This window comes from Pantoea vagans (genome assembly GCF_001506165.1).
GTDB classification, from domain to species: domain Bacteria; phylum Pseudomonadota; class Gammaproteobacteria; order Enterobacterales; family Enterobacteriaceae; genus Pantoea; species Pantoea vagans_C.
Genome location: NZ_CP011427.1, coordinates 4024245 through 4042574 on the forward strand (window position 1 = coordinate 4024245; position 18330 = coordinate 4042574).

Sequence of the window (18330 nt, forward strand, 5' to 3'; positions counted from 1 at the left end):
CCAGCACCAGGGGAACCTTATTATGAAATTTGCACGCATCGCAGTACTTATCTCTGGCATCACCGGCACCTTGCTGGCTGGACTCTCCAGCGCGCACGCCGCCAGCACCGATCCGATCAAACCCGCCGCCAGTGACTTCGCGGCAATGGCGCAGTGTAAAGCGCTGCAAACCAAATATCCGTCACTGAAAGGCAAAGATCTGGTGGTTGGCCTCGGTGGATACACCAAAGGCTTTGAAGCCCCTTCGGAGAAAGACCCGAGCATTATCGAAGGTCTTGATCCTTCGCTGTTTGAGCGTATCAGCAGCTGCCTCGGCGCAAAACACAGCTATCAGAGTGGCTCGTTCAACGTACTGCTGACCTCGATCTCCAACGGTCGTGCAGATATCGGCCCCATGCTGTATGTCACCGATGAACGCCTGAAGCAGATCGCCTTTGTCGCCTCAATGCAGGTGCAGGATGGCTCGATTCTGGCAAAAGGTAACCCGAAGAAAATCAACACGGTGGATGACCTGTGCGGCAAAACCGTGGCTGCGGCGGCGGGCTCATATGAAGCCAACAAGCTGGTGCCTGAGCAGAGCGCCAAATGCAGCGCCGCTGGTAAGCCGGAAGTCAGCATGTTGATGGTGCAGAACACCGACAACAGCATTCAGGCAGTGAAAAGCGGCCGTGCTGACGTCTACCTGACCGAAGCCGGTTCGGCCATCGCCATTGCTAAAGCCGACAAAACGCTGGAAAGCGGCTTCACCGTTGACTTGCCAATTATGGTTGGCTTCCCGATCGCCAAAGACAACGCCACCCTGCGCAGTGCCGTGCTGGATGCGATGAAGGTGATTCAGGAGAGCGGTGCACAGAAGAAATTGCTGGATTACTGGGGTCAGGGCAGTGCCGCTGAACGTCCGGTTGTTGCGCGTGGTTAATGCATAAACTCAGCCCGATCAATTGGGTTGCCGCAGCGCGTGCAACCCAAACGATCACGTTGGGGGAGATAACGCCTTGGATGATTTTCTTAAGTACCTGACCTTCCCTTACCTGTGGGAAGGTGCCGTCATCGCCGTACAGTTGCTGATTGGTGCGCTGGCGGGCGGCATTATAATTGGCTTTTTCCTGGCGTTGGCCAGCACCTCAAAGCACTGGTTTATCCGCGTGCCGGTGAAAACCTACATTTACCTGCTGCGCGGCACGCCGGTGCTGTTGCAGTTGATCCTGCTCTATAACGTGTTGCCAGAATTCGGACTGCGTTTGAGCCCGTTCACCAGTGCCATGCTGGCGTTGATGATCAACGAAACCGCCTTTTGCGCCGAAATCATTCGCGGCGGCATCATTGCCACCGACCGCGACCAGAGCATGGCGGCCCAGGCATTCGGCTATTCGCGTACCAAAGAGATGATCCACGTCGTCATCCCGCAAGCACTGCGCGCCATTTTGCCGACCATGGGTAACGAGACCGTTGGCCTGCTGAAATCGACCTCACTGGCGTCGGTGGTCGGCGTCAACGAACTGACCATGCGCGGCCAGGCGATTGTGTCGCAGAACTTCCTGTTTATTCCGGTATTGGTGGCCTCTGGCGGCATCTACCTGATCCTCTCGACCGCCCTGGCTGGCGGACAGTGGTGGCTGGAGAAGTTCTACAACCTCGATGAACGCGCCCGCCGCGCCCGTGCGCGCCTGGCCACCCTGCCGCCAGAAGCCGATGTCATGGCGATGCAGTTGCCGAAACGCCGCTGGGATACGCAAACCGCCGCACCGGTGCTGGAAGTGGACAAACTGTGTGTCGATTACGCGGGTAAAGCGGTGCTGAAATCGCTGTCGCTCACCGTGCGCCGTGGTGAAGTGGTTGTGCTGCTGGGTCGCTCCGGCTCCGGTAAAAGCACCCTGTTGAAATCGATTCTGGCGCTGACGCCGCGCACCAGCGGTACGATCCAGACCGAAGGCCACTTTATGGGCAGCGATGAAAACGGTCGTGCCCTGGCCGCCCGCCATTTACCGGCCAACCGTGCCAAGTCGGGTATTGGGATCGTGTTTCAGCACTTTGCGCTGTTCGATCACCTGACCGCGTTAGAGAACGTGATGAGCATTCTGCTGCGCGTACAGGGCGCCCAGCCTGAAATCGCGCGCGCTAAAGCGATGCGTGCACTGAAAATGGTGGGGTTGCAGGATTTCGCCGCCTCATTGCCGCACGAATTATCGGGCGGTCAAAAACAGCGCGTCGGCATTGCGCGTGCGCTGGCGGCAGAACCGCAAATCCTGCTGTTCGACGAACCCACTTCGGCGCTCGACCCTGAGCTGGTGCGTGAAGTGAACCAGACGATGCGCAATCTGGCCCAAACTGGCATCACCATGATTATCAGTACCCATGACATTGCCTTTGCGGCTGGCGTGGCGGATCGCGTGGTGTTCCTGCAGGACGGCGCGCTGATTGAAGAGGGTCCTCCGGCCATTCTGCAAAACCCAAAAACACCGGCCTTTGCCACGTTCCTTGAACACGAAAACGCCACGGAGGCTCAGCATGCCAACGCATGAACTTGCCGCACGTGAGCGTCTCGGTGATGCGCTGTTCCGCTATATGCAGGGCCAGCCAGCTGATGCACTGTCTGGCGAATCCGATGCCAATCAGCAGGCGCTACGCCGTTTCCGCCTGCTGCCGCGCGTCTTACAGGGCAACGAGGGGATCAGCACCGAAACCACGCTGCTGAATCAACGCTGGGCGGCACCGCTGGGCGTCGGGGCGTTTGCTGGCGACCGCATCTTTCATGAAGAAGGGTTGTTGCCGATTGCGCGCGCCTGTAAACGCCTGCAATTGCCGCTGGTGATCTCGGAAGAGACCGTCACACCGCTGGAGCAGATTGGCGCGGAGTATGATCGCTGCTGGTTGCAACTGCGTGCCGCGGGCGATGTCGGCCGCATCAAAGACTTAATCGATCAGGCTGCACAAGCCGGATTTAAAAACATTGTTCTGACCGTGCTCGCACCGGTGCATCCGGTCGCGGGTTTACAGCCTGGCGGGTTCTCGATTGGCGAGGCGCTAAAACAGCGCGGCTGGCACACCATTGGCGGAACGGAACCGGGCGTCGCCGCGTTACCGGCTTTTCCAGTGTGGCGCTGGCAGCAGATTGATGACGTCGCGGCGCACTGCGCCACGCATCAACTGCCGCTGTGGTTAAAAGGCATTTTGCATCATGACGATGCCGCTCAGGCAACTCAGCACGGCGTCAGTGGCATCATCGCCTCCAACATTGGCCTGCGCCAAAGTGCACGCTGGGCAACGCCGGTCGATCAACTGCCCGATTTGCAAGCCGTTACCCGCTTGCCGCTGCTGTTGGACGGCGGAGTGCGCTGCGGCAGCGATGCAGTGGTGGCGCGTTGCCTCGGTGCCTCCCTGTCACTCAGCGTGCGACCGATCATCAGCGCCTTAGTGGCCGGTGGCGAAGACGCGGTGTTTGATCTGCTTTCCGGCTGGATCAATGAAATCACCGCGATCAGCCACTGGTGCGGCGTCAGTGATATGGCGGCACTCAACGGCAGCTTTGTTAGCGAGGTACGCAACTGATGCAGCAACTCATTTTCAATCAGGGCGATGCCAGCGAATCACGCATCTATTACTGCGCCCACTATCTGGCCGACAGCCTCGGCTTGTTCGCCGCCGAGCAGTTGCAGGTCACCTTTACCACCAGCGCCACGGGCGGTCACACCGTGCAGGGCGGCCAGGTGCCTGCCGTTCTGAGCCGCGATGCCGATCTCACGCTGGGCGGCCCGATGGTGGTGATGAAGCATTTTCAACAGCATGGCGCAGAGCTGCAGTGCTTTTGCGCCTCGGTGGCGGCTAACCCGTGGTTTCTGGCGGCGGCGCAGGCGCAACCCGATTTTCAACTCAGCGATTTGCGCGGCAAACGCGTGCTGGATGTCGGTAATGTCGGCACCGCCACGCTGACCTTCCGCTGGCTGCTGGCGCAGCACGGATTGCAGGATCAGGTGGAGTTGATTTCCGGCAGCGGCGATCAGGCACGCGATTTCGCTGCCGTGGCCGCAGGCGAGGCCGATTACGCGCTGCACGCCATACACATGCTGGCACCGGCCATTGCTGCCGGGCAGCTGAGCAGCGTCAGCAGCCTCGCCACCCTGTGCGGCCATGTCCCCTGGAGCGCCTACATCGCGCGTGCCGATGTGTTGCTGGAGAAGGCATCAGCGTTCCACGCGTTCTCACGGGCCATCGAACAGGCACTGACGTGGATCGCGACTCATGATGCCACCGCACTGGCTGACCGCGTGCAGCACTACTATCCCGATTATCCACGCGATGCGCTGGTGACGGGGCTGGCGGCCTATCAGCACGCCCAGGTCTTCGCGCCAGGCTGCGTTATCCCGCAGCACGAATTTGAACACTTCAGCCAGCTGTTGAGCGCTATCGGCTGGCTGGATCCTTCTCAACCGGTGCCCTATTTCGCACTGGTCACGCAGGCAGGAGCAGAGTGATGAAACAGCTTATTATCAATGGTTTGGTCGTAACAGAGACCCGTGCAGAACCGGCCGACTTGCTGATTGAGAATGGCATAATCAGCGGCCTGCTGACGCCTGGCGCGATGACAGCAGGCGTGGATGAAATCATTGATGCGCAGGGATTGATCATCGTTCCCGGCGCTATTGATGTGCACACCCACTTCACTGGCTCGCATGATTTCCCACAGCAGGAGCTGCGCGAAGGTACACAGGGTGCCGCCGCACATGGCGTCACCACCATCGTTGAGATGCCGCACTCACTGCCGCCCGCCACCTCGCTGAAGAATTTCACCGCCAAACAACAATGGCTGGCAGACAACTGCTCGGTGGATTACGCCATGTGGGCCGGACTGGATGGCCGCAACGTACACGAGCTGGCGGCGCTGGATCAGGCGGGCGCACTGGCGTTTAAAGCCTTCCTGTGCAGCGGTGCGCCGAACGGCGAAGCGACCGACGAAAAAGGTCTACCACGCCTTGATGACGATGGCCTGCTGCGCGCAATGCGTGAGTTAGCCACGTTCGATGGCCTGATTGGCGTGCACGCGGAAAACCACGACATCCTGATTGGCGCAGGCAGTGAACTGCGCCGTGCCGGACGCAAAGATACCCGTGCGCATGCGCTGGCAGGCCCGGAAATTGCCGAGATTGAAGCCGTGGGCCGCGTGCTGGCGGTCGCCGAAGAGACCGGTGCGCGTTGCCATATTGTGCATGTCAGCTCCGCGCGCGCCGCTGAAACCATCGTCGCCGCCAAAATCCGGGTGCGCGCCAGCTTCGAAACCTGTCCGCACTATCTGATTCTGGATGAGGACGATCTGGTACGCATCGGCCCCAATGCCCGCTGCGGCCCGCCGATTCGCCCACGTCCGGTAGTGGATGCACTGTGGCAAGTGCTGCTGCGCGGCGATGTCGACATGATCGCCTCCGACCACTGCCCCTATACCCCTGCACAAAAACAGGCCGGTGAAACCAGCATCTGGGATGCAGGCATGGGGTTAACCGGCGTGGAGACGCTGAGCCCGATGTTCTTTAGTGCCGCGCATATCGATCGTGGTCTGGCCCTGACCGAATTTGCCCGCATGACCGCCAGCGGCCCAGCAAAAGCCTTCCAGCTGTGGGGGAGAAAAGGAGCGATTGCGCCGGGCTTTGATGCCGACCTGGTGTTTTACGACGCGCAGCAGAGCTGGACGGTGGAGGGCGCGGCCTTCCAGGGGTTGGGTAAGTGGAGCGCATTTGAAGGGATGCGCTGTCAGGGTAAAGTAGTGCGCACACTTATTCGTGGCGTCACGGTTTACCAGGATGACCAGATGCAGGTTGAACCCGGCTTTGGTCAGTTCGTGACCCGACAGGCAGCAACAGGACAATAATCATGGCAGGAAAATCGTCAACTATCCGCCGCAAGAACAGCGCCCCGCTGGCGCAGGAATCCACCAGCGAAGAGAGCTGGCAAACAGCACGCCCACGCACTCTGGTCGATCACGCGGTCGATGCCATTCTCAGCGCGGCCTCACGCGGCTTAGTGCTGCCCGGCGACCGTATCGCTGAGCCGGATCTGGTGGCCAAACTCGGCATGAGCCGCGTGCCGATCCGCGAAGCGCTGCGCATTCTGGAGAGCCAGGGCATCGTCACCAGTGAGCCGTACAAAGGCATCCGCTTGATGGAGATTTCTCATCAGCGGCTGGAGCAGATTATCGACGTGCGCATCCCGCTGGAGACGCTGGCCTGCCGCCGTGCAATCGAAGCCGGTCGCAACGGTGCCGAACAGCTGACGCAGCTGTACCAAGGCGTGGCGCAGATGCAGACCATGATGCAAAACGATGACGTTTACGGTTTTGCCTCGGCGGATACCGATTTCCACCGCACGCTGTGCAGCTTTGCCCACAACCCGGTACTCAGCAATTTGTGGGAGTCCATTGCGCGCCAGCTGACGGTGATTTTCGGCCTCTCCACCATGGGCAAATCGATGAGCGACATCATTGAAGAGCACCAGCGGCTGATCAACGTGTTCGCCGATGGCGATATCGCGCAGATGACGGATGAGATTGAAAACCATATTCGCATTCAGGCACTGGATGTGGACTACGAAACTTTGATTATGCAGCGCCGACAGCAGCGTTCCGCTGTGGGCTGATGCTTTGTTGATTGCCTTTACACCAGGAAAACCACGATGAAGATCACCAACGTTGAGGCGTTTTATCTGCGCCTGCCGGTTATTGAGCAGCGCACAGATAGCTCTCAGGACGCGCTGCTTATCAAAATCACCACCGATGCGGGTATTACCGGTTGGGGTGAAGTGGATGGCAGCCCGTATGTCACCAAAGCCATTATCGAAGCACCCTATTCACACACCATGGTCACCGGCCTGAAATCGCTGTTGATCGGCGAAAACCCACTGGAAACCGGTCGCCTGTGGAAGAAGATGCACAAAGCCACCATCTATTACGGTCGCAGTGGAGCGGTATTACAGGCGATGGCGGGCATTGATATCGCGCTGTGGGATATCAAAGGCAAAGCGCTCGGCAAACCGATTGTAGAACTGCTGGGTGGGGCAATGCGCGACAAGATGCGCGTTTACTCCTCCAACATGTTCCAGTACAGCGTGGAAGAGACCGTGGCGCGCGCGCAGCACGCCATTGATACCGGTCATACCGGCGTGAAATTTGGCTGGGAGCCGTTTGGCACCGACGAAGCCATGGACCTGCGCTACCTCGAAGCGTTGCGCACCGCGATGGGCGACAGCGTCGATTTGATGCTGGATGTCGGCCATGTCTGGGATGCCAAAACCACCGTGCGCCGCAGCCAACGCTATGAACATCTCAACCTGTTCTGGATTGAAGAGCCACTGCATCCGGATAACTACGCCGGTTACGGCCAGGTGTCTGCCGCCTGCCAGCAACATATCGCTGCCGGTGAGCAAGAATGCTCGGTGGTCGGTTTCCAGCGCCTGATTGATGAAGGCGGGATCGACATCGTGCAAATCGACCTGACGCGTACCGGCTTTACCCAGGCGATGGAAATTGCCAGCTACGCGCACAGCCGTGGACGCAAGGTGTGTAACCACAACTTCACCACCGACATCAACACCGCCGCGTCACTGCACTTCCTGTGTGCGATTGAGAATGCGCTGGTGATGGAGTATTGCGTGGAGCCAGGCGAGATCAGCCGTTCACTGGCGAAAAATCCGGTACGCATCGCCGAAGGTTACGCGTGGCTACCTGGTGAGCCAGGCCTGGGCGTCGAGCCGAACGAAGCCGTGATTGAGAAGTTTTTAGTGCGCGATTAACCACCGTTGCGGCGCGTTTTTTGGACGACGAGCAATAAATTGCGCCGCTACATCAAATCGGTGCCCCTTTAGGGGCACATCTGAATTTCAGGTCCAAAGGTTGTTGACGCGCGGCTCACTGGCTACCCTTTTGCACAGTTCATGCACGAGGAAGCCATGTCGCAAAAAATACACTGGATCGACAACTTACGTGCGGTCGCCTGCCTGATGGTGATCGTCATTCATACCACCACCTGGTATATCACCGGCCCGCTGGCGGTGACGGGCATCAGTTGGGATGTCGCCAACCTGCTCAACTCGGCGTCGCGCGTCTGCGTCCCGCTGTTCTTTATGATCTCCGGCTACCTGTTCTTTGGCGAACGTAGCGCACAAGGGCGACATCTGCTGCGTATCGTGCTGTGTTTGCTGTTCTACAGCGCGGTGGCCTTGGCCTATATCACCTGGTTAACGCCAATCAGTGAAGGACGTTCGCTGCTGAAGCTGCTGCAAAAACCGGTGTTCTATCACCTGTGGTTTTTCTTCGCCATCATCGGCATTTACCTGCTGTCGCCATTGATTCAGGTGAAAAGCGTACAGCCGCGCTACGTCGCGCTGTTAGTGGTGGTACTGGCTGTGCTGGCCAATCCTAATACCGTCAGTCAGTCGCTGGGGCCATTTCACTGGTTACCGGTGAATCTCTACGTGAGCGGTGACAGCATTTACTACCTGCTGTATGCGTTACTGGGGCGAGCGATTGGCTGTATGGACACCGACAAGCGTGGCATCAGCTGGCTGGCCGGACTGGGGTTTGTCGCCTGCTGGATAGGCATCACACTCGGCACCAAACAGATGCTGAAAATCAATGGCGCGTTCAACGACACCTGGTATCTGTATTGCGGACCGCTGGTGTTTATTGCGGCCATCAGTTTGCTGGTGTTGTTTAAAAATACCCTGAACAGCCGCACGCTACCGTTACTGGGGACGATTTCACGCTATTCGCTGCCAATTTATGGCTTCCACGCGCTGTTTATTCACTATTTGCGTACTCATCATTACGACGATATGTCGCGCCCGTGGCTTGATTTGCCTTGGGTGTTTGGCGTCACGTTAATCGGCAGTTTGCTGCTGGCGATAGTGCTTAAGCGCGTGGATAAGCATCATCTGGTGAGCTGATCGTCCCAGCGCTGATGGGCGCGACGCAGCTGGCGAGCTGAGGAGAATCCGGCCGCCAGCGCGGCTTTCTCTGCTGCTTCGCCCTGCTGCTGGCGCTGGCGCGCAATCACCAGGCGCAGTTGCTCATGGTATTCACGCACACTGATGCCGAGGTGCTGACGAAACAGGCGCGTCAGGTGGCGTTCGCTGACGTGCGCGCGCTCTGCCAGTGCCGTCAGCGACCAGTCGTTTTCGGGATGGGCAATCATCACATCCTGCGCACGATGAATCGCGGGATGCAGGTGATTGCGATAGCGCAGCCAGGGTGAAAGCTGGGGATCATCGCCGGAACGGCGGAACCACACCACCATCTCCCGCGCCACTTTAAGCGCCTGCTGCGCACCGCATAATCGGTTGATCAGATGCAGCGCCAGATCGATACCGGCGGTGATGCCCGCGCTGGTCCAGATGCCACAATCTTCGACGAAAACGCGGTTATCTTTCACTAACGCAGCCGGTGCTGCCGCTTTCAGGCGCGGTAACACGTCATGATGCGTGGTGCACTGCACGCCGTTAAGTAAACCCGCCTGCGCCGAGAGCAGCGCCCCGGAACAGATGCACACCAGCGTAATGCGATGCGATTGAATATCCGCTTGTTGTAGGCGTAACCAGTCACGCGCAGCGGCGGCCGCTGGGGTATCGAACCAGACTTTCGAGTCGTGCACGCCGGGCACCACCAGCAAGCTATTGTCAGGTAAGCGATCGGGTAAAGGGGCGATATCGGCGATAGTCATGCCCGTGGAGCACAGTACGCTGGGATTGGGGCCGATGTAGTGCAGGACAAAGTGGCCATCCGCCAGCTGCAAGGTTTCGGCAGGCCCGGTAAGATCGAGCGCCATCACGCCGGGTAGAACCAGGAAATAGACAGGCTGCGACATACTGGGCTCCAGGATTGGTGATGAGTTTTGCCCTCACCCTGGCCCTCTCTAACATCGCTCAGTCTGCCCCCTCTCCCGCTTGTGGGAGAGGGTTGGGGTGAGGGAGAAGGCTAAGGTAAGGCCAATTCAAGCCATAACAACACACAAGATTCGTCCATCATAGCCTATTAAAATCAAAATCCACGACCCCATCCGGCCATCACCGAGCCAAATCAGGACATCAACGGTTTGAGCTGCTGATACAGCTGCGCAAACTTCTCGCGCTGCGGCTGATACGCCTGATAGCGTGCGCTATCCGGTGGATGACGCTGAACCAACTCCGGTTCCGGCCACTCACTCTGTGGATCAATCGCCCACTGCGCCAACCGTGCGGCCCCCAGCGCCGGACCCACTTCCCCGCCGTGGCAGTAATCGAGCGTTAATCCGCTGATATCCGCCAGCATCTGCCGCCAGTAAGCACTGCGCGCCCCGCCGCCAATCAGCATCACGGTTTGTGGTTGCACACCACAGGCATGCACCGCCTCCATCCCTTCTGCCAGCGCAAACCCCACACCTTCCAGCACCGCTCGCGCCAGCTCAGGCCGCCCATGCTGATGGGTTAAGCCAAAAAATGCGCCCTGCGCCTGCGGATTATTGTGCGGCGTACGCTCACCGGAGAGATACGGCAGGAACACCACCGGCGTGACATCACCGCGCGCTTTTTCTGCCTCAGCCAGCAGTTCTGGCACATCCGCGCAGCCGGTTAAGGCGGCGGCCCAGTCGAGACAGGAAGCGGCACTTAACATCACCGACATCAAATGCCAGCGGTTTGGCAGCGCGTGGCAAAAGCTGTGGACGGCCTGCTGCGGATTGCTGAGATACCCGTCGCTGACCAGGAAATAGACGCCCGAAGTGCCCAACGACAGCATGCCCTGCCCCGGCGCGACCATGCCGACACCCACGGCACCGGCGGCGTTGTCACCACCGCCCGCTACGATCGGCACAGGGTTCATCCCCCAACGCGCGGCAACCTCAGGCGATAAAGTGCCGGTGATCTGGTTGCCCTCATACAACGCGGGCATCTGGCTACGGTTAAGATCGCAGGCCTTGAGCATGGCATCGCTCCAGTCACGCCTGGCGACATCCAGCCACATCGTCCCAGCCGCATCTGACATATCACTGGCGAGCGCCCCGCTCATGCGCCAGCGCAGATAATCTTTCGGCAGCAGCACCATCGCTACCTTGCTGAATACATCGGGTTCGTTTTGTTGCACCCACAGTAACTTGGGGGCGGTAAAGCCCGGCATCATCAGGTTGCCAGTGATCTGACGCGAATCTGGCACGCGCTGTTCCAGCTCCCGGCACTGCTCACTGCTGCGCCCGTCGTTCCATAAAATCGCCGGGCGCAGCACCTGATGATCAGCATTCAGCAACGTCGCACCATGCATCTGGCCGCTCAGGCCAATCGCCTTCACTTGGCTAAGATCCTGCTGCTGCGCCAGCGCCTGCATCGCCGTATCCGTGGCGTTCCACCAGCTTTCGGGATCTTGCTCGCTCCACAACGGCTGCGGGCGGGAAACCTGCAACGGCGCCGTTTCCATCGCAACAACCTGCCCTTGTGCATCCAGTAACACCACTTTGACGCCAGAGGTGCCTAAATCGATCCCGATAACCATGTTCAGCTCCTGATGCAGTTAGAAATCATACAGATAGTGATTGACCAGGTTTTCCAGTTGTTCCTGGCGCCCGCTGCGGTGCTGCGGGTTCAATTGGTGTTGCTGAGCATGCGCCGCCAAGGATGCCAGTGAAAACTCACCTTTTAAAATTTGCTGGCCGAACTCACCATTCCAGCCGCTGTAACGCTGCGCCACGCGCTTATCCAGCTCACCTTCCTGCACCATGCGTGCCGCGACTTTTAGCGCCAGCGCCAGGGTATCCATAGCGCCAATGTGACCGTAAAACAGGTCATATTTATCCGTGCTTTGACGACGCACTTTGGCATCAAAGTTTAAGCCGCCAGTGGTGAATCCGCCCGCTTTGATGATCTCGTACATCACCAGGGCATTTTCTTCGACGCTGATGGGGAACTGATCGGTATCCCAGCCGCACTGCACATCACCGCGGTTGGCATCCACCGAACCAAAAATTCCCAACGCAATCGCTGTAGCAATCTCGTGATGGAACGAATGTCCCGCCAGCGTAGCGTGGTTAGCTTCAACGTTAACTTTGATCTCTTTCTCCAGACCAAACTGCTTGAGGAAGCCATACACCGTTGCCACGTCGTAGTCATATTGGTGTTTGGTCGGCTCCTGCGGTTTCGGCTCAATCAGCAGCATGCCCTGGAAACCAATTTTGTGTTTGTGCTCCACCACCATCTGCATAAAACGACCAATCTGTTCCCGCTCCTGACGCAGATCGGTATTCAGCAAGGTTTCATAACCTTCACGTCCGCCCCACAGCACGTAGTTTTCACCGCCCAGCGTCTGCGTGGCCTGCATGGCACTGCACACCTGGCTGGCGGCCCAGGCAAAGATTTCGGGGTCTGGACTGGTCGCCGCACCGGCACCGTAACGCGGATGAGTAAAGCAGTTGGCCGTGCCCCACAGTAGCTTCACGCCCGTTTCCTGCTGTTTTTCCAGCAGCTTGTCAGTCATCGCCGCGAAATTCTCGCGGTAGCTGCGCAGGGAATCCCCTTCTGGTGAGACATCCACATCATGGAAGCAGTAATAGGGCACGTTGAGTTTGTGGAAGAACTCAAACGCCACATCCGCTTTCTGTTTCGCCAGCTGCAATGCATCGCCACTTTTCTGCCATGGGCGATCAAAGGCACCCACACCAAACATATCCGCACCGTTCCAGCAGAAGGTGTGCCAGTAACACGCAGCAAAGCGCAGATGTTGCGCCATGGTTTTGCCGAGGATCACTTCATCAGGATTGTAGTGGCGAAACGCCAGCGGATTGGTGGATTTGGCCCCTTCATAACGAACGCGATCGAGCTGGTCGAAATAAGCGTGCATGTTTTGCTCCTTAGCATCAGACCCGAATGGTCAGCAGTGAGTCATTATTTTGCTAAGGGGTTGTCTCCAGACTCAATTACGATATTTCACACTCAAATTAAGATAATTATTAATTGTGCGCCAGCTCGCAAATACTCGCAAATTCAGATCGCGCTCAAAGAATCACAAATAAACAAAAAAACGTAATAGCCGGATAAAAATCAGTAATTGATGTTATCTGAAACTCAAGGCAACAATTCATCCGCTTGGTTCATAGCCTTACAACGACAATAGCCTCAACCTACAGGATGACCATGATGAAAATGAAATATACGCTGTTAGCTGCCTGCGCTGCGCTGGCCCTGTTTAGCCAAACCGGTATAGCGAAAGAAGTGAAAATTGGTATGGCGATCGATGACTTACGTCTGGAACGCTGGCAAAAAGACCGCGACATTTTTGTTAAACAAGCCGAATCTTTAGGGGCCAGTGTTTTTGTCCAGTCGGCCAACGGCAATGAAGAAACGCAGATGTCGCAAATTGAAAATATGATCAACCGTGGTGTCGATGTGCTGGTGATCATTCCTTATAACGGCCAGGTATTAAGTAACGTGGTAGCCGAAGCTAAACGCGAAGGCATTAAAGTGCTGGCTTATGACCGTATGATTAATAATGCTGACATTGATTTCTATATTTCCTTTGATAATGAAAAAGTCGGCGAACTGCAGGCCGAAAGCATTGTGAAGCAGGTGCCAAAAGGTAACTATTTTATGATGGGCGGCTCGCCAGTCGATAATAATGCTCGCCTGTTCCGAGCGGGACAGATGAAGGTGTTAAAACCGTACATCGACAACGGCAGCATCAAAGTGGTGGGCGATCAGTGGGTCGATGCCTGGTTACCTGAGAACGCGCTAAAAATCATGGAAAACGCCCTGACCGCTAACGGCAACCATATTGATGCGGTCGTCGCCTCCAATGATGCCACCGCAGGCGGTGCGATTCAGGCGCTGAGTGCGCAAGGTCTGGCAGGCAAAGTCGCGATTTCCGGTCAGGATGCCGACCTGGCCGCTATCAAACGCATCATGAATGGCACACAAACCATGACGGTGTATAAACCCATCACCGAACTCGCTACCGAAGCCGCGAAAATTGCCGTAGAACTCGGCGATAACCAAACGCCTGCCAGCAACGGCAAACTCAATAATGGCCTGAAGGAAGTGCCCTCACGCCTGCTGACGCCCATTCCCGTCAACAAAGACAATATCGAAAGTACCGTGGTGAAAGACGGCTTCCACAAACAAAGTGAACTCTAAGCACCGCTGCGAGGAGGACTCCCTATGCTGCTGGAAATGATGCACATCACCAAACGTTTCGGCGCGGTGAAAGCGCTGGATGATATCAGTCTGCGGCTGGATGCAGGTGAAGTGATGTCACTGTGCGGCGAGAATGGTTCTGGCAAATCGACCTTGATGAAAATCCTGTGCGGGCTCTATCCGCACGGTGATTTTGACGGTGAGATTCACTTTGCCGGCGACCTGATTCAGGCGCAGACCATTCGTGATACCGAACGCAAAGGCATTGTGATCATTCATCAGGAACTGGCGCTGGTGCGCCAGCTCACGGTGATGGAGAACATTTTCCTCGGTGCCGAATTGGGCCGTTTTGGCATGGTCGATGATGAAACCATGACGCTGCGCTGCCAGCAGCTGCTGGCACGGGTGAAGCTGGATGTGTCGCCCACCACCAAAGTCGGTGAGCTGGGGCTTGGCCAGCAGCAGTTGGTGGAGATCGCCCGAGCGCTAAATAAACAGGTTCGGCTGCTGATTCTGGATGAACCGACCTCCTCGCTCACCGAGCAGGAAACCGAGGTGCTGCTGAGCATTATCAACAACCTGCGTGAGCATGGCATCGCTTGTATCTACATCTCGCACAAACTCAATGAAGTGAAAGCCATCTCTGACACCATCTGCGTGATCCGCGATGGGCAACACATCGCCACGCGTCCAGCGGCCGGTTTGAGTGAAGATGACATCATCACCATGATGGTGGGACGCGAACTGACCGCGCTCTATCCGCATCAACCGCACGATATCGGTGACACCCTGCTGGAAGTCAAAAACCTCACGGCCTGGCATCCGGTCAATCGCCATGTGCGCCGGGTGAACGATGTTTCGTTCAGCCTCCGGCGTGGTGAAATCCTGGGGATTGCCGGGCTGGTCGGTGCCGGACGCACCGAAACGGTACAGTGTTTGTTTGGCGTCTGGCCGGGCCGCTGGCAGGGCGATATTGCTATTAACGGTAAGCCCGTAAAAATCCAGGACTGTCGCGATGCTATTGCGCACGGCATTGCCATGGTGCCGGAAGATCGTAAAAAAGATGGCATCGTGCCGCTGATGGGCGTGGGTAAAAACATCACGCTGGCGGCACTCGATCAGTTTAGTCATCGCCTTTCCACGCTGGATGAGGCCGCCGAACAGCAGGCCATCAACGATGCGATTCGTCGCCTGCGCGTCAAAACCTCCTCTCCCGATTTGGCAATTGGGCGGCTGAGTGGCGGCAATCAGCAAAAAGCCATTCTGGCGAAGTGCCTGCTGCTCAATCCCAAAATCCTGATTCTGGATGAGCCCACGCGCGGCATTGACGTCGGCGCACGCCAGGAGATCTACCTGCTGATCAACGCCTTGGTGCAACAAGGCATCGCGGTGATTGTCATTTCGTCCGAGCTGCCCGAAGTACTGGGCCTGAGCGATCGCGTTTTGGTGATGCATGAAGGGCAAATCAAAGCCGATCTGATTAACAACAATCTAACTCAGGAGCAGGTGATGGAAGCCGCTCTGCGGAGTGAACATTATGCTTAAAACCGAGAGCACACAGAGCCTGCCGGGCACGCCCACACCGGGCAAACTTCCGCGACTGAATCTGCAAGTGTTAGTGATGCTGGGCGCGATTTTACTGATTGCGCTGTTCTTCACCTGGACCACCGACGGTGCCTGGCTGAGCGCACGCAATGTCTCCAATCTGCTGCGCCAGACTGCGATTACCGGCATCCTGGCGGTGGGGATGGTGTTTGTGATCATCTCTGCGGAAATCGATCTGTCAGTGGGTTCCATGATGGGTCTGTTGGGCGGTGCCGCCGCGATTTTCGATGTCTGGCTTGGCTGGCCGCTGCCGCTCACCATCGTCGTAACCCTGGTACTGGGTCTGCTGCTGGGGACCTGGAATGGTTGGTGGGTGGCGTATCGCAAAGTGCCTTCGTTCATCGTGACGCTGGCAGGCATGCTGGCATTTCGTGGCATCTTAGTCGGCATCACTGATGGCACCACCGTCGCCCCTACCAGCCCGGCAATGTCGCAGATTGGGCAAAGTTATCTGCCTGGCGGCGTAGGGTTCGGCTTTGGTTTTGTCGGCCTGGCGCTGTTTATTCTCTGGCAATGGCGCTTACGCCTGCGACGTCAACAGTTAGGGCTGAGCCAACCCGCCGCAACCAGTACCGTGGCCCGTCAGGCGATCACGGCTGTGCTGGTGCTGGGAGCTATCTGGCTACTGAATGATTATCGCGGGGTGCCGACGCCGGTCTTGCTGCTGGCACTGCTGTTGCTGGCGGGCATGTTTATGGCGACGCGCACCGCCTTTGGTCGCCGGATTTATGCCATTGGTGGCAATCTTGATGCCGCGCGTCTTTCCGGGATTAATGTGGCGCGCACCAAGCTGGCGGTGTTTGCGATCAATGGCGTGATGGTGGCGATTGCCGGACTAATCCTCAGCTCTCGCCTGGGTGCGGGTTCCCCCTCTGCCGGTAACATTGCAGAGCTGGATGCGATTGCCGCCTGCGTGATTGGTGGCACCAGCCTCGCGGGCGGCGTGGGTTCGGTCGCCGGAGCGGTGATGGGCGCGTTTATCATGGCCTCACTGGATAACGGCATGAGCATGATGGATGTCCCGACGTTCTGGCAGTACATCGTGAAAGGCGCGATCTTGCTGCTGGCGGTGTGGATGGATACCGCCACGCGTCGCCGGGTGTAATCGCGTGGGCGATCACATTGTGGCGCAAACCATTTCTGCTGTCCTTGCAGCCGTGCTATGCAATGCGCTGAGGGTTTAAGGGAACGCGCCACCATGCATGAGAAACGTTACCGCATTACCTTGTTATTCAACGCCAACAAGGTGTATGACCGCCAGGTTGTGGAAGGGGTCGGCGAGTATTTACAGGCGTCGCAAACCGACTGGGATATCTTCATTGAAGAGGATTTTCGCTGCCGTATTGAGAATATCCGCGAGTGGCTGGGCGATGGGGTGATTGCCGATTACGACGACAGTTCGATCGAAACTCTGCTGGCCAATGTCCAGGTGCCGATTGTTGGTGTCGGCGGCTCGTATCATCAGCCGGAAGATTATCCGCCAGTGCACTACATCGCCACCGATAACGCGGCATTGGTGGAGAGTGCCTTCCTGCATCTGAAAGAGAAAGGCATCAACCGTTTTGCCTTCTACGGTTTGCCTGCTTCCAGCGGCAAGCGTTGGTCGCAAGAGCGTGAGCAGGCGTTTCGTCAGCTGGTGATGCGCGAACGCTATCAGGGCGTGGTGTATCAGGGCATGGAAACCGCACCGGAAAACTGGCAGCACGCCCAGAACCGCCTCGCGGACTGGCTGCAAACGCTGCCACCGCAAACCGGTATTATTGCCGTCACCGATGCGCGAGCGCGCCATCTGTTACAGGCGTGCGAGCATCTTAAAATCCCGGTGCCAGAGAAGCTTACGGTGATTGGTATTGATAACGAAGAGCTGACCCGCTATCTGTCCCGCGTTGCCCTCTCCTCCGTCGCCCAAGGCACGCGGCAGATGGGCTATCAAGCCGCGAAATTGCTGCACCGCTTACTGGATAAACAATCCCTGCCGCTGCAGCGCATTCTGGTGCCGCCGGTCAAAGTGATTGCCCGCCGCTCCACGGATTTCCGTTCGCTGCACGACCCTGCTGTGATTCAGGCAATGCACTACATCCGCTTTAATGCCTGCAAAGGGATCAAAGTCGAACAGGTGTTGGATGCGATTGGCATGTCCCGTTCAAACCTGGAAAAGCGTTTTCGTGATGAGACTGGCGACACTATTCATGCCATGATTCATCGCGAAAAGTTGGAGAAAGCACGCGAGCTGTTAGCCTCTTCTTCATTGAATATTAACGAGATATCTCAAATGTGCGGCTATCCGTCACTGCAATATTTCTATTCAGTATTTAAGAAGAGCTACGCCAGCACGCCCAAGGAGTATCGGCAACTTCACGGCGAGAACGTGCTGTAGCGCACGGCTAAGATCAAGATTTCGTGGCGCATTCTCGCTATACTTCCGCTGCTTCTTTAAAGGAAGATCGTCGTCTCCGGTGAGGCGGCCGGATTTCAAATCCGGTTGGGGCCGCCAGCGGTCCCGGGCAGGTTCGACTCCTGTGATCTTCCGCCACTTCCTTATCTCGTTTGATTCCCAAAAGATGAACTTGAGCAACCTGTAAGTCTTCATTACAA

General features: G+C 57.3%; 15 protein-coding genes and 1 tRNA gene. 13 read left to right on the forward strand and 3 right to left on the reverse strand.

Annotated features, from left to right (window positions below):
* Positions 1–22 precede the first annotated feature (22 nt).
* The 8 genes from LK04_RS18585 to LK04_RS18620 all read left to right on the forward strand — a co-directional run bounded on the left by LK04_RS18585 (position 23) and on the right by LK04_RS18620 (position 8928).
* The gene (locus LK04_RS18585; RefSeq protein WP_039328467.1) at positions 23–919 is read left to right on the forward strand and encodes a transporter substrate-binding domain-containing protein; all 897 of its coding nucleotides are present in this window, start codon (positions 23–25) and stop codon (positions 917–919) included.
* Between the two features lie 76 nt (positions 920–995).
* Positions 996–2522: an amino acid ABC transporter permease/ATP-binding protein gene (locus LK04_RS18590; protein WP_039328466.1), complete on the forward strand. Its 1527-nt coding sequence runs from the start codon at positions 996–998 to the stop codon at positions 2520–2522.
* On the forward strand, positions 2509–3549 hold the full coding sequence (locus tag LK04_RS18595; protein ID WP_039328465.1) for an alpha-hydroxy acid oxidase: 1041 nt from the start codon (positions 2509–2511) through the stop codon (positions 3547–3549). The genes LK04_RS18590 and LK04_RS18595 overlap by 14 nt, the downstream gene beginning before the upstream one ends.
* Complete coding sequence (locus LK04_RS18600; RefSeq protein WP_039328464.1) at positions 3549–4472, forward strand: ABC transporter substrate-binding protein; 924 nt, start codon at positions 3549–3551, stop codon at positions 4470–4472. Before LK04_RS18595 ends, LK04_RS18600 begins: the two co-directional genes overlap by 1 nt.
* Positions 4472–5860 (forward strand): dihydroorotase, encoded by a 1389-nt coding sequence (locus tag LK04_RS18605; protein ID WP_039328463.1) that lies wholly within the window; start codon positions 4472–4474, stop codon positions 5858–5860. Before LK04_RS18600 ends, LK04_RS18605 begins: the two co-directional genes overlap by 1 nt.
* A 2-nt stretch (positions 5861–5862) precedes the next feature.
* Positions 5863–6624, forward strand: coding sequence for a GntR family transcriptional regulator (locus LK04_RS18610; RefSeq protein ID WP_039328462.1), 762 nt, complete (start codon positions 5863–5865; stop codon positions 6622–6624).
* A 36-nt stretch (positions 6625–6660) separates the two neighbouring features.
* Positions 6661–7776 carry a mandelate racemase/muconate lactonizing enzyme family protein gene (locus LK04_RS18615; RefSeq protein WP_039328461.1) on the forward strand — a complete coding sequence of 372 codons (1116 nt, stop codon included), beginning with the start codon at positions 6661–6663 and terminating at the stop codon, positions 7774–7776.
* 156 nt (positions 7777–7932) lie between these two features.
* Complete coding sequence (locus tag LK04_RS18620) at positions 7933–8928, forward strand: acyltransferase (RefSeq protein ID WP_039328460.1); 996 nt, start codon at positions 7933–7935, stop codon at positions 8926–8928.
* Here the strand turns inward: LK04_RS18620 and LK04_RS18625 are convergent.
* The 3 genes from LK04_RS18625 to xylA all read right to left on the reverse strand — a co-directional run bounded on the left by LK04_RS18625 (position 8913) and on the right by xylA (position 12841).
* Positions 8913–9845: a GlxA family transcriptional regulator gene (locus tag LK04_RS18625; protein ID WP_039328459.1), complete on the reverse strand. Its 933-nt coding sequence runs from the start codon at positions 9843–9845 to the stop codon at positions 8913–8915. The two genes, LK04_RS18620 and LK04_RS18625, sit on opposite strands and share 16 nt — an antisense overlap.
* A gap of 212 nt (positions 9846–10057) precedes the next feature.
* Complete coding sequence (xylB, locus tag LK04_RS18630; protein ID WP_039328458.1) at positions 10058–11500, reverse strand: xylulokinase; 1443 nt, start codon at positions 11498–11500, stop codon at positions 10058–10060.
* An 18-nt stretch (positions 11501–11518) separates the two neighbouring features.
* On the reverse strand, positions 11519–12841 hold the full coding sequence (xylA, locus tag LK04_RS18635; protein ID WP_039328457.1) for a xylose isomerase: 1323 nt from the start codon (positions 12839–12841) through the stop codon (positions 11519–11521).
* A 296-nt stretch (positions 12842–13137) separates the two neighbouring features.
* Between xylA and xylF the strand changes: the two genes are divergently transcribed.
* From xylF to LK04_RS18660, 5 genes are all read left to right on the forward strand, one after another.
* On the forward strand, positions 13138–14130 hold the full coding sequence (gene xylF / locus LK04_RS18640) for a D-xylose ABC transporter substrate-binding protein (protein ID WP_039328456.1): 993 nt from the start codon (positions 13138–13140) through the stop codon (positions 14128–14130).
* Positions 14131–14154: 24 nt separating this feature from the next.
* Positions 14155–15675 carry a xylose ABC transporter ATP-binding protein gene (locus LK04_RS18645; protein ID WP_039328455.1) on the forward strand — a complete coding sequence of 507 codons (1521 nt, stop codon included), beginning with the start codon at positions 14155–14157 and terminating at the stop codon, positions 15673–15675.
* Entirely contained in the window at positions 15668–16840 is a 1173-nt protein-coding gene (gene xylH / locus LK04_RS18650; RefSeq protein ID WP_039328454.1) for a xylose ABC transporter permease XylH, read from the forward strand. The genes LK04_RS18645 and xylH overlap by 8 nt, the downstream gene beginning before the upstream one ends.
* Positions 16841–16933: 93 nt before the next feature.
* A complete protein-coding gene (gene xylR / locus LK04_RS18655; RefSeq protein ID WP_039328453.1) occupies positions 16934–18112 on the forward strand; it encodes a D-xylose utilization transcriptional activator XylR in 1179 nt (392 codons plus the stop codon).
* Positions 18113–18173: 61 nt separating this feature from the next.
* Positions 18174–18268, forward strand: a tRNA-Sec gene (locus LK04_RS18660).
* Positions 18269–18330: the final 62 nt, after the last annotated feature.

What these genes read in the sequence shown, in the direction of transcription:
- LK04_RS18645 (WP_039328455.1), top strand. Translation starts at nt 14,155, where the DNA reads ATGCTGCTGGAAATGATGCACATCACCAAACGTTTCGGCGCGGTGAAA.
- LK04_RS18620 (WP_039328460.1), top strand. Translation starts at nt 7,933, where the DNA reads ATGTCGCAAAAAATACACTGGATCGACAACTTACGTGCGGTCGCCTGC.
- LK04_RS18585 (WP_039328467.1), top strand. Translation starts at nt 23, where the DNA reads ATGAAATTTGCACGCATCGCAGTACTTATCTCTGGCATCACCGGCACC.
- LK04_RS18610 (WP_039328462.1), top strand. Translation starts at nt 5,863, where the DNA reads ATGGCAGGAAAATCGTCAACTATCCGCCGCAAGAACAGCGCCCCGCTG.
- LK04_RS18600 (WP_039328464.1), top strand. Translation starts at nt 3,549, where the DNA reads ATGCAGCAACTCATTTTCAATCAGGGCGATGCCAGCGAATCACGCATC.
- LK04_RS18625 (WP_039328459.1), bottom strand. Translation starts at nt 9,845, where the DNA reads ATGTCGCAGCCTGTCTATTTCCTGGTTCTACCCGGCGTGATGGCGCTC.
- xylH (WP_039328454.1), top strand. Translation starts at nt 15,668, where the DNA reads ATGCTTAAAACCGAGAGCACACAGAGCCTGCCGGGCACGCCCACACCG.
- xylA (WP_039328457.1), bottom strand. Translation starts at nt 12,841, where the DNA reads ATGCACGCTTATTTCGACCAGCTCGATCGCGTTCGTTATGAAGGGGCC.
- xylF (WP_039328456.1), top strand. Translation starts at nt 13,138, where the DNA reads ATGAAAATGAAATATACGCTGTTAGCTGCCTGCGCTGCGCTGGCCCTG.
- LK04_RS18595 (WP_039328465.1), top strand. Translation starts at nt 2,509, where the DNA reads ATGCCAACGCATGAACTTGCCGCACGTGAGCGTCTCGGTGATGCGCTG.
- xylB (WP_039328458.1), bottom strand. Translation starts at nt 11,500, where the DNA reads ATGGTTATCGGGATCGATTTAGGCACCTCTGGCGTCAAAGTGGTGTTA.
- LK04_RS18615 (WP_039328461.1), top strand. Translation starts at nt 6,661, where the DNA reads ATGAAGATCACCAACGTTGAGGCGTTTTATCTGCGCCTGCCGGTTATT.
- LK04_RS18605 (WP_039328463.1), top strand. Translation starts at nt 4,472, where the DNA reads ATGAAACAGCTTATTATCAATGGTTTGGTCGTAACAGAGACCCGTGCA.
- xylR (WP_039328453.1), top strand. Translation starts at nt 16,934, where the DNA reads ATGCATGAGAAACGTTACCGCATTACCTTGTTATTCAACGCCAACAAG.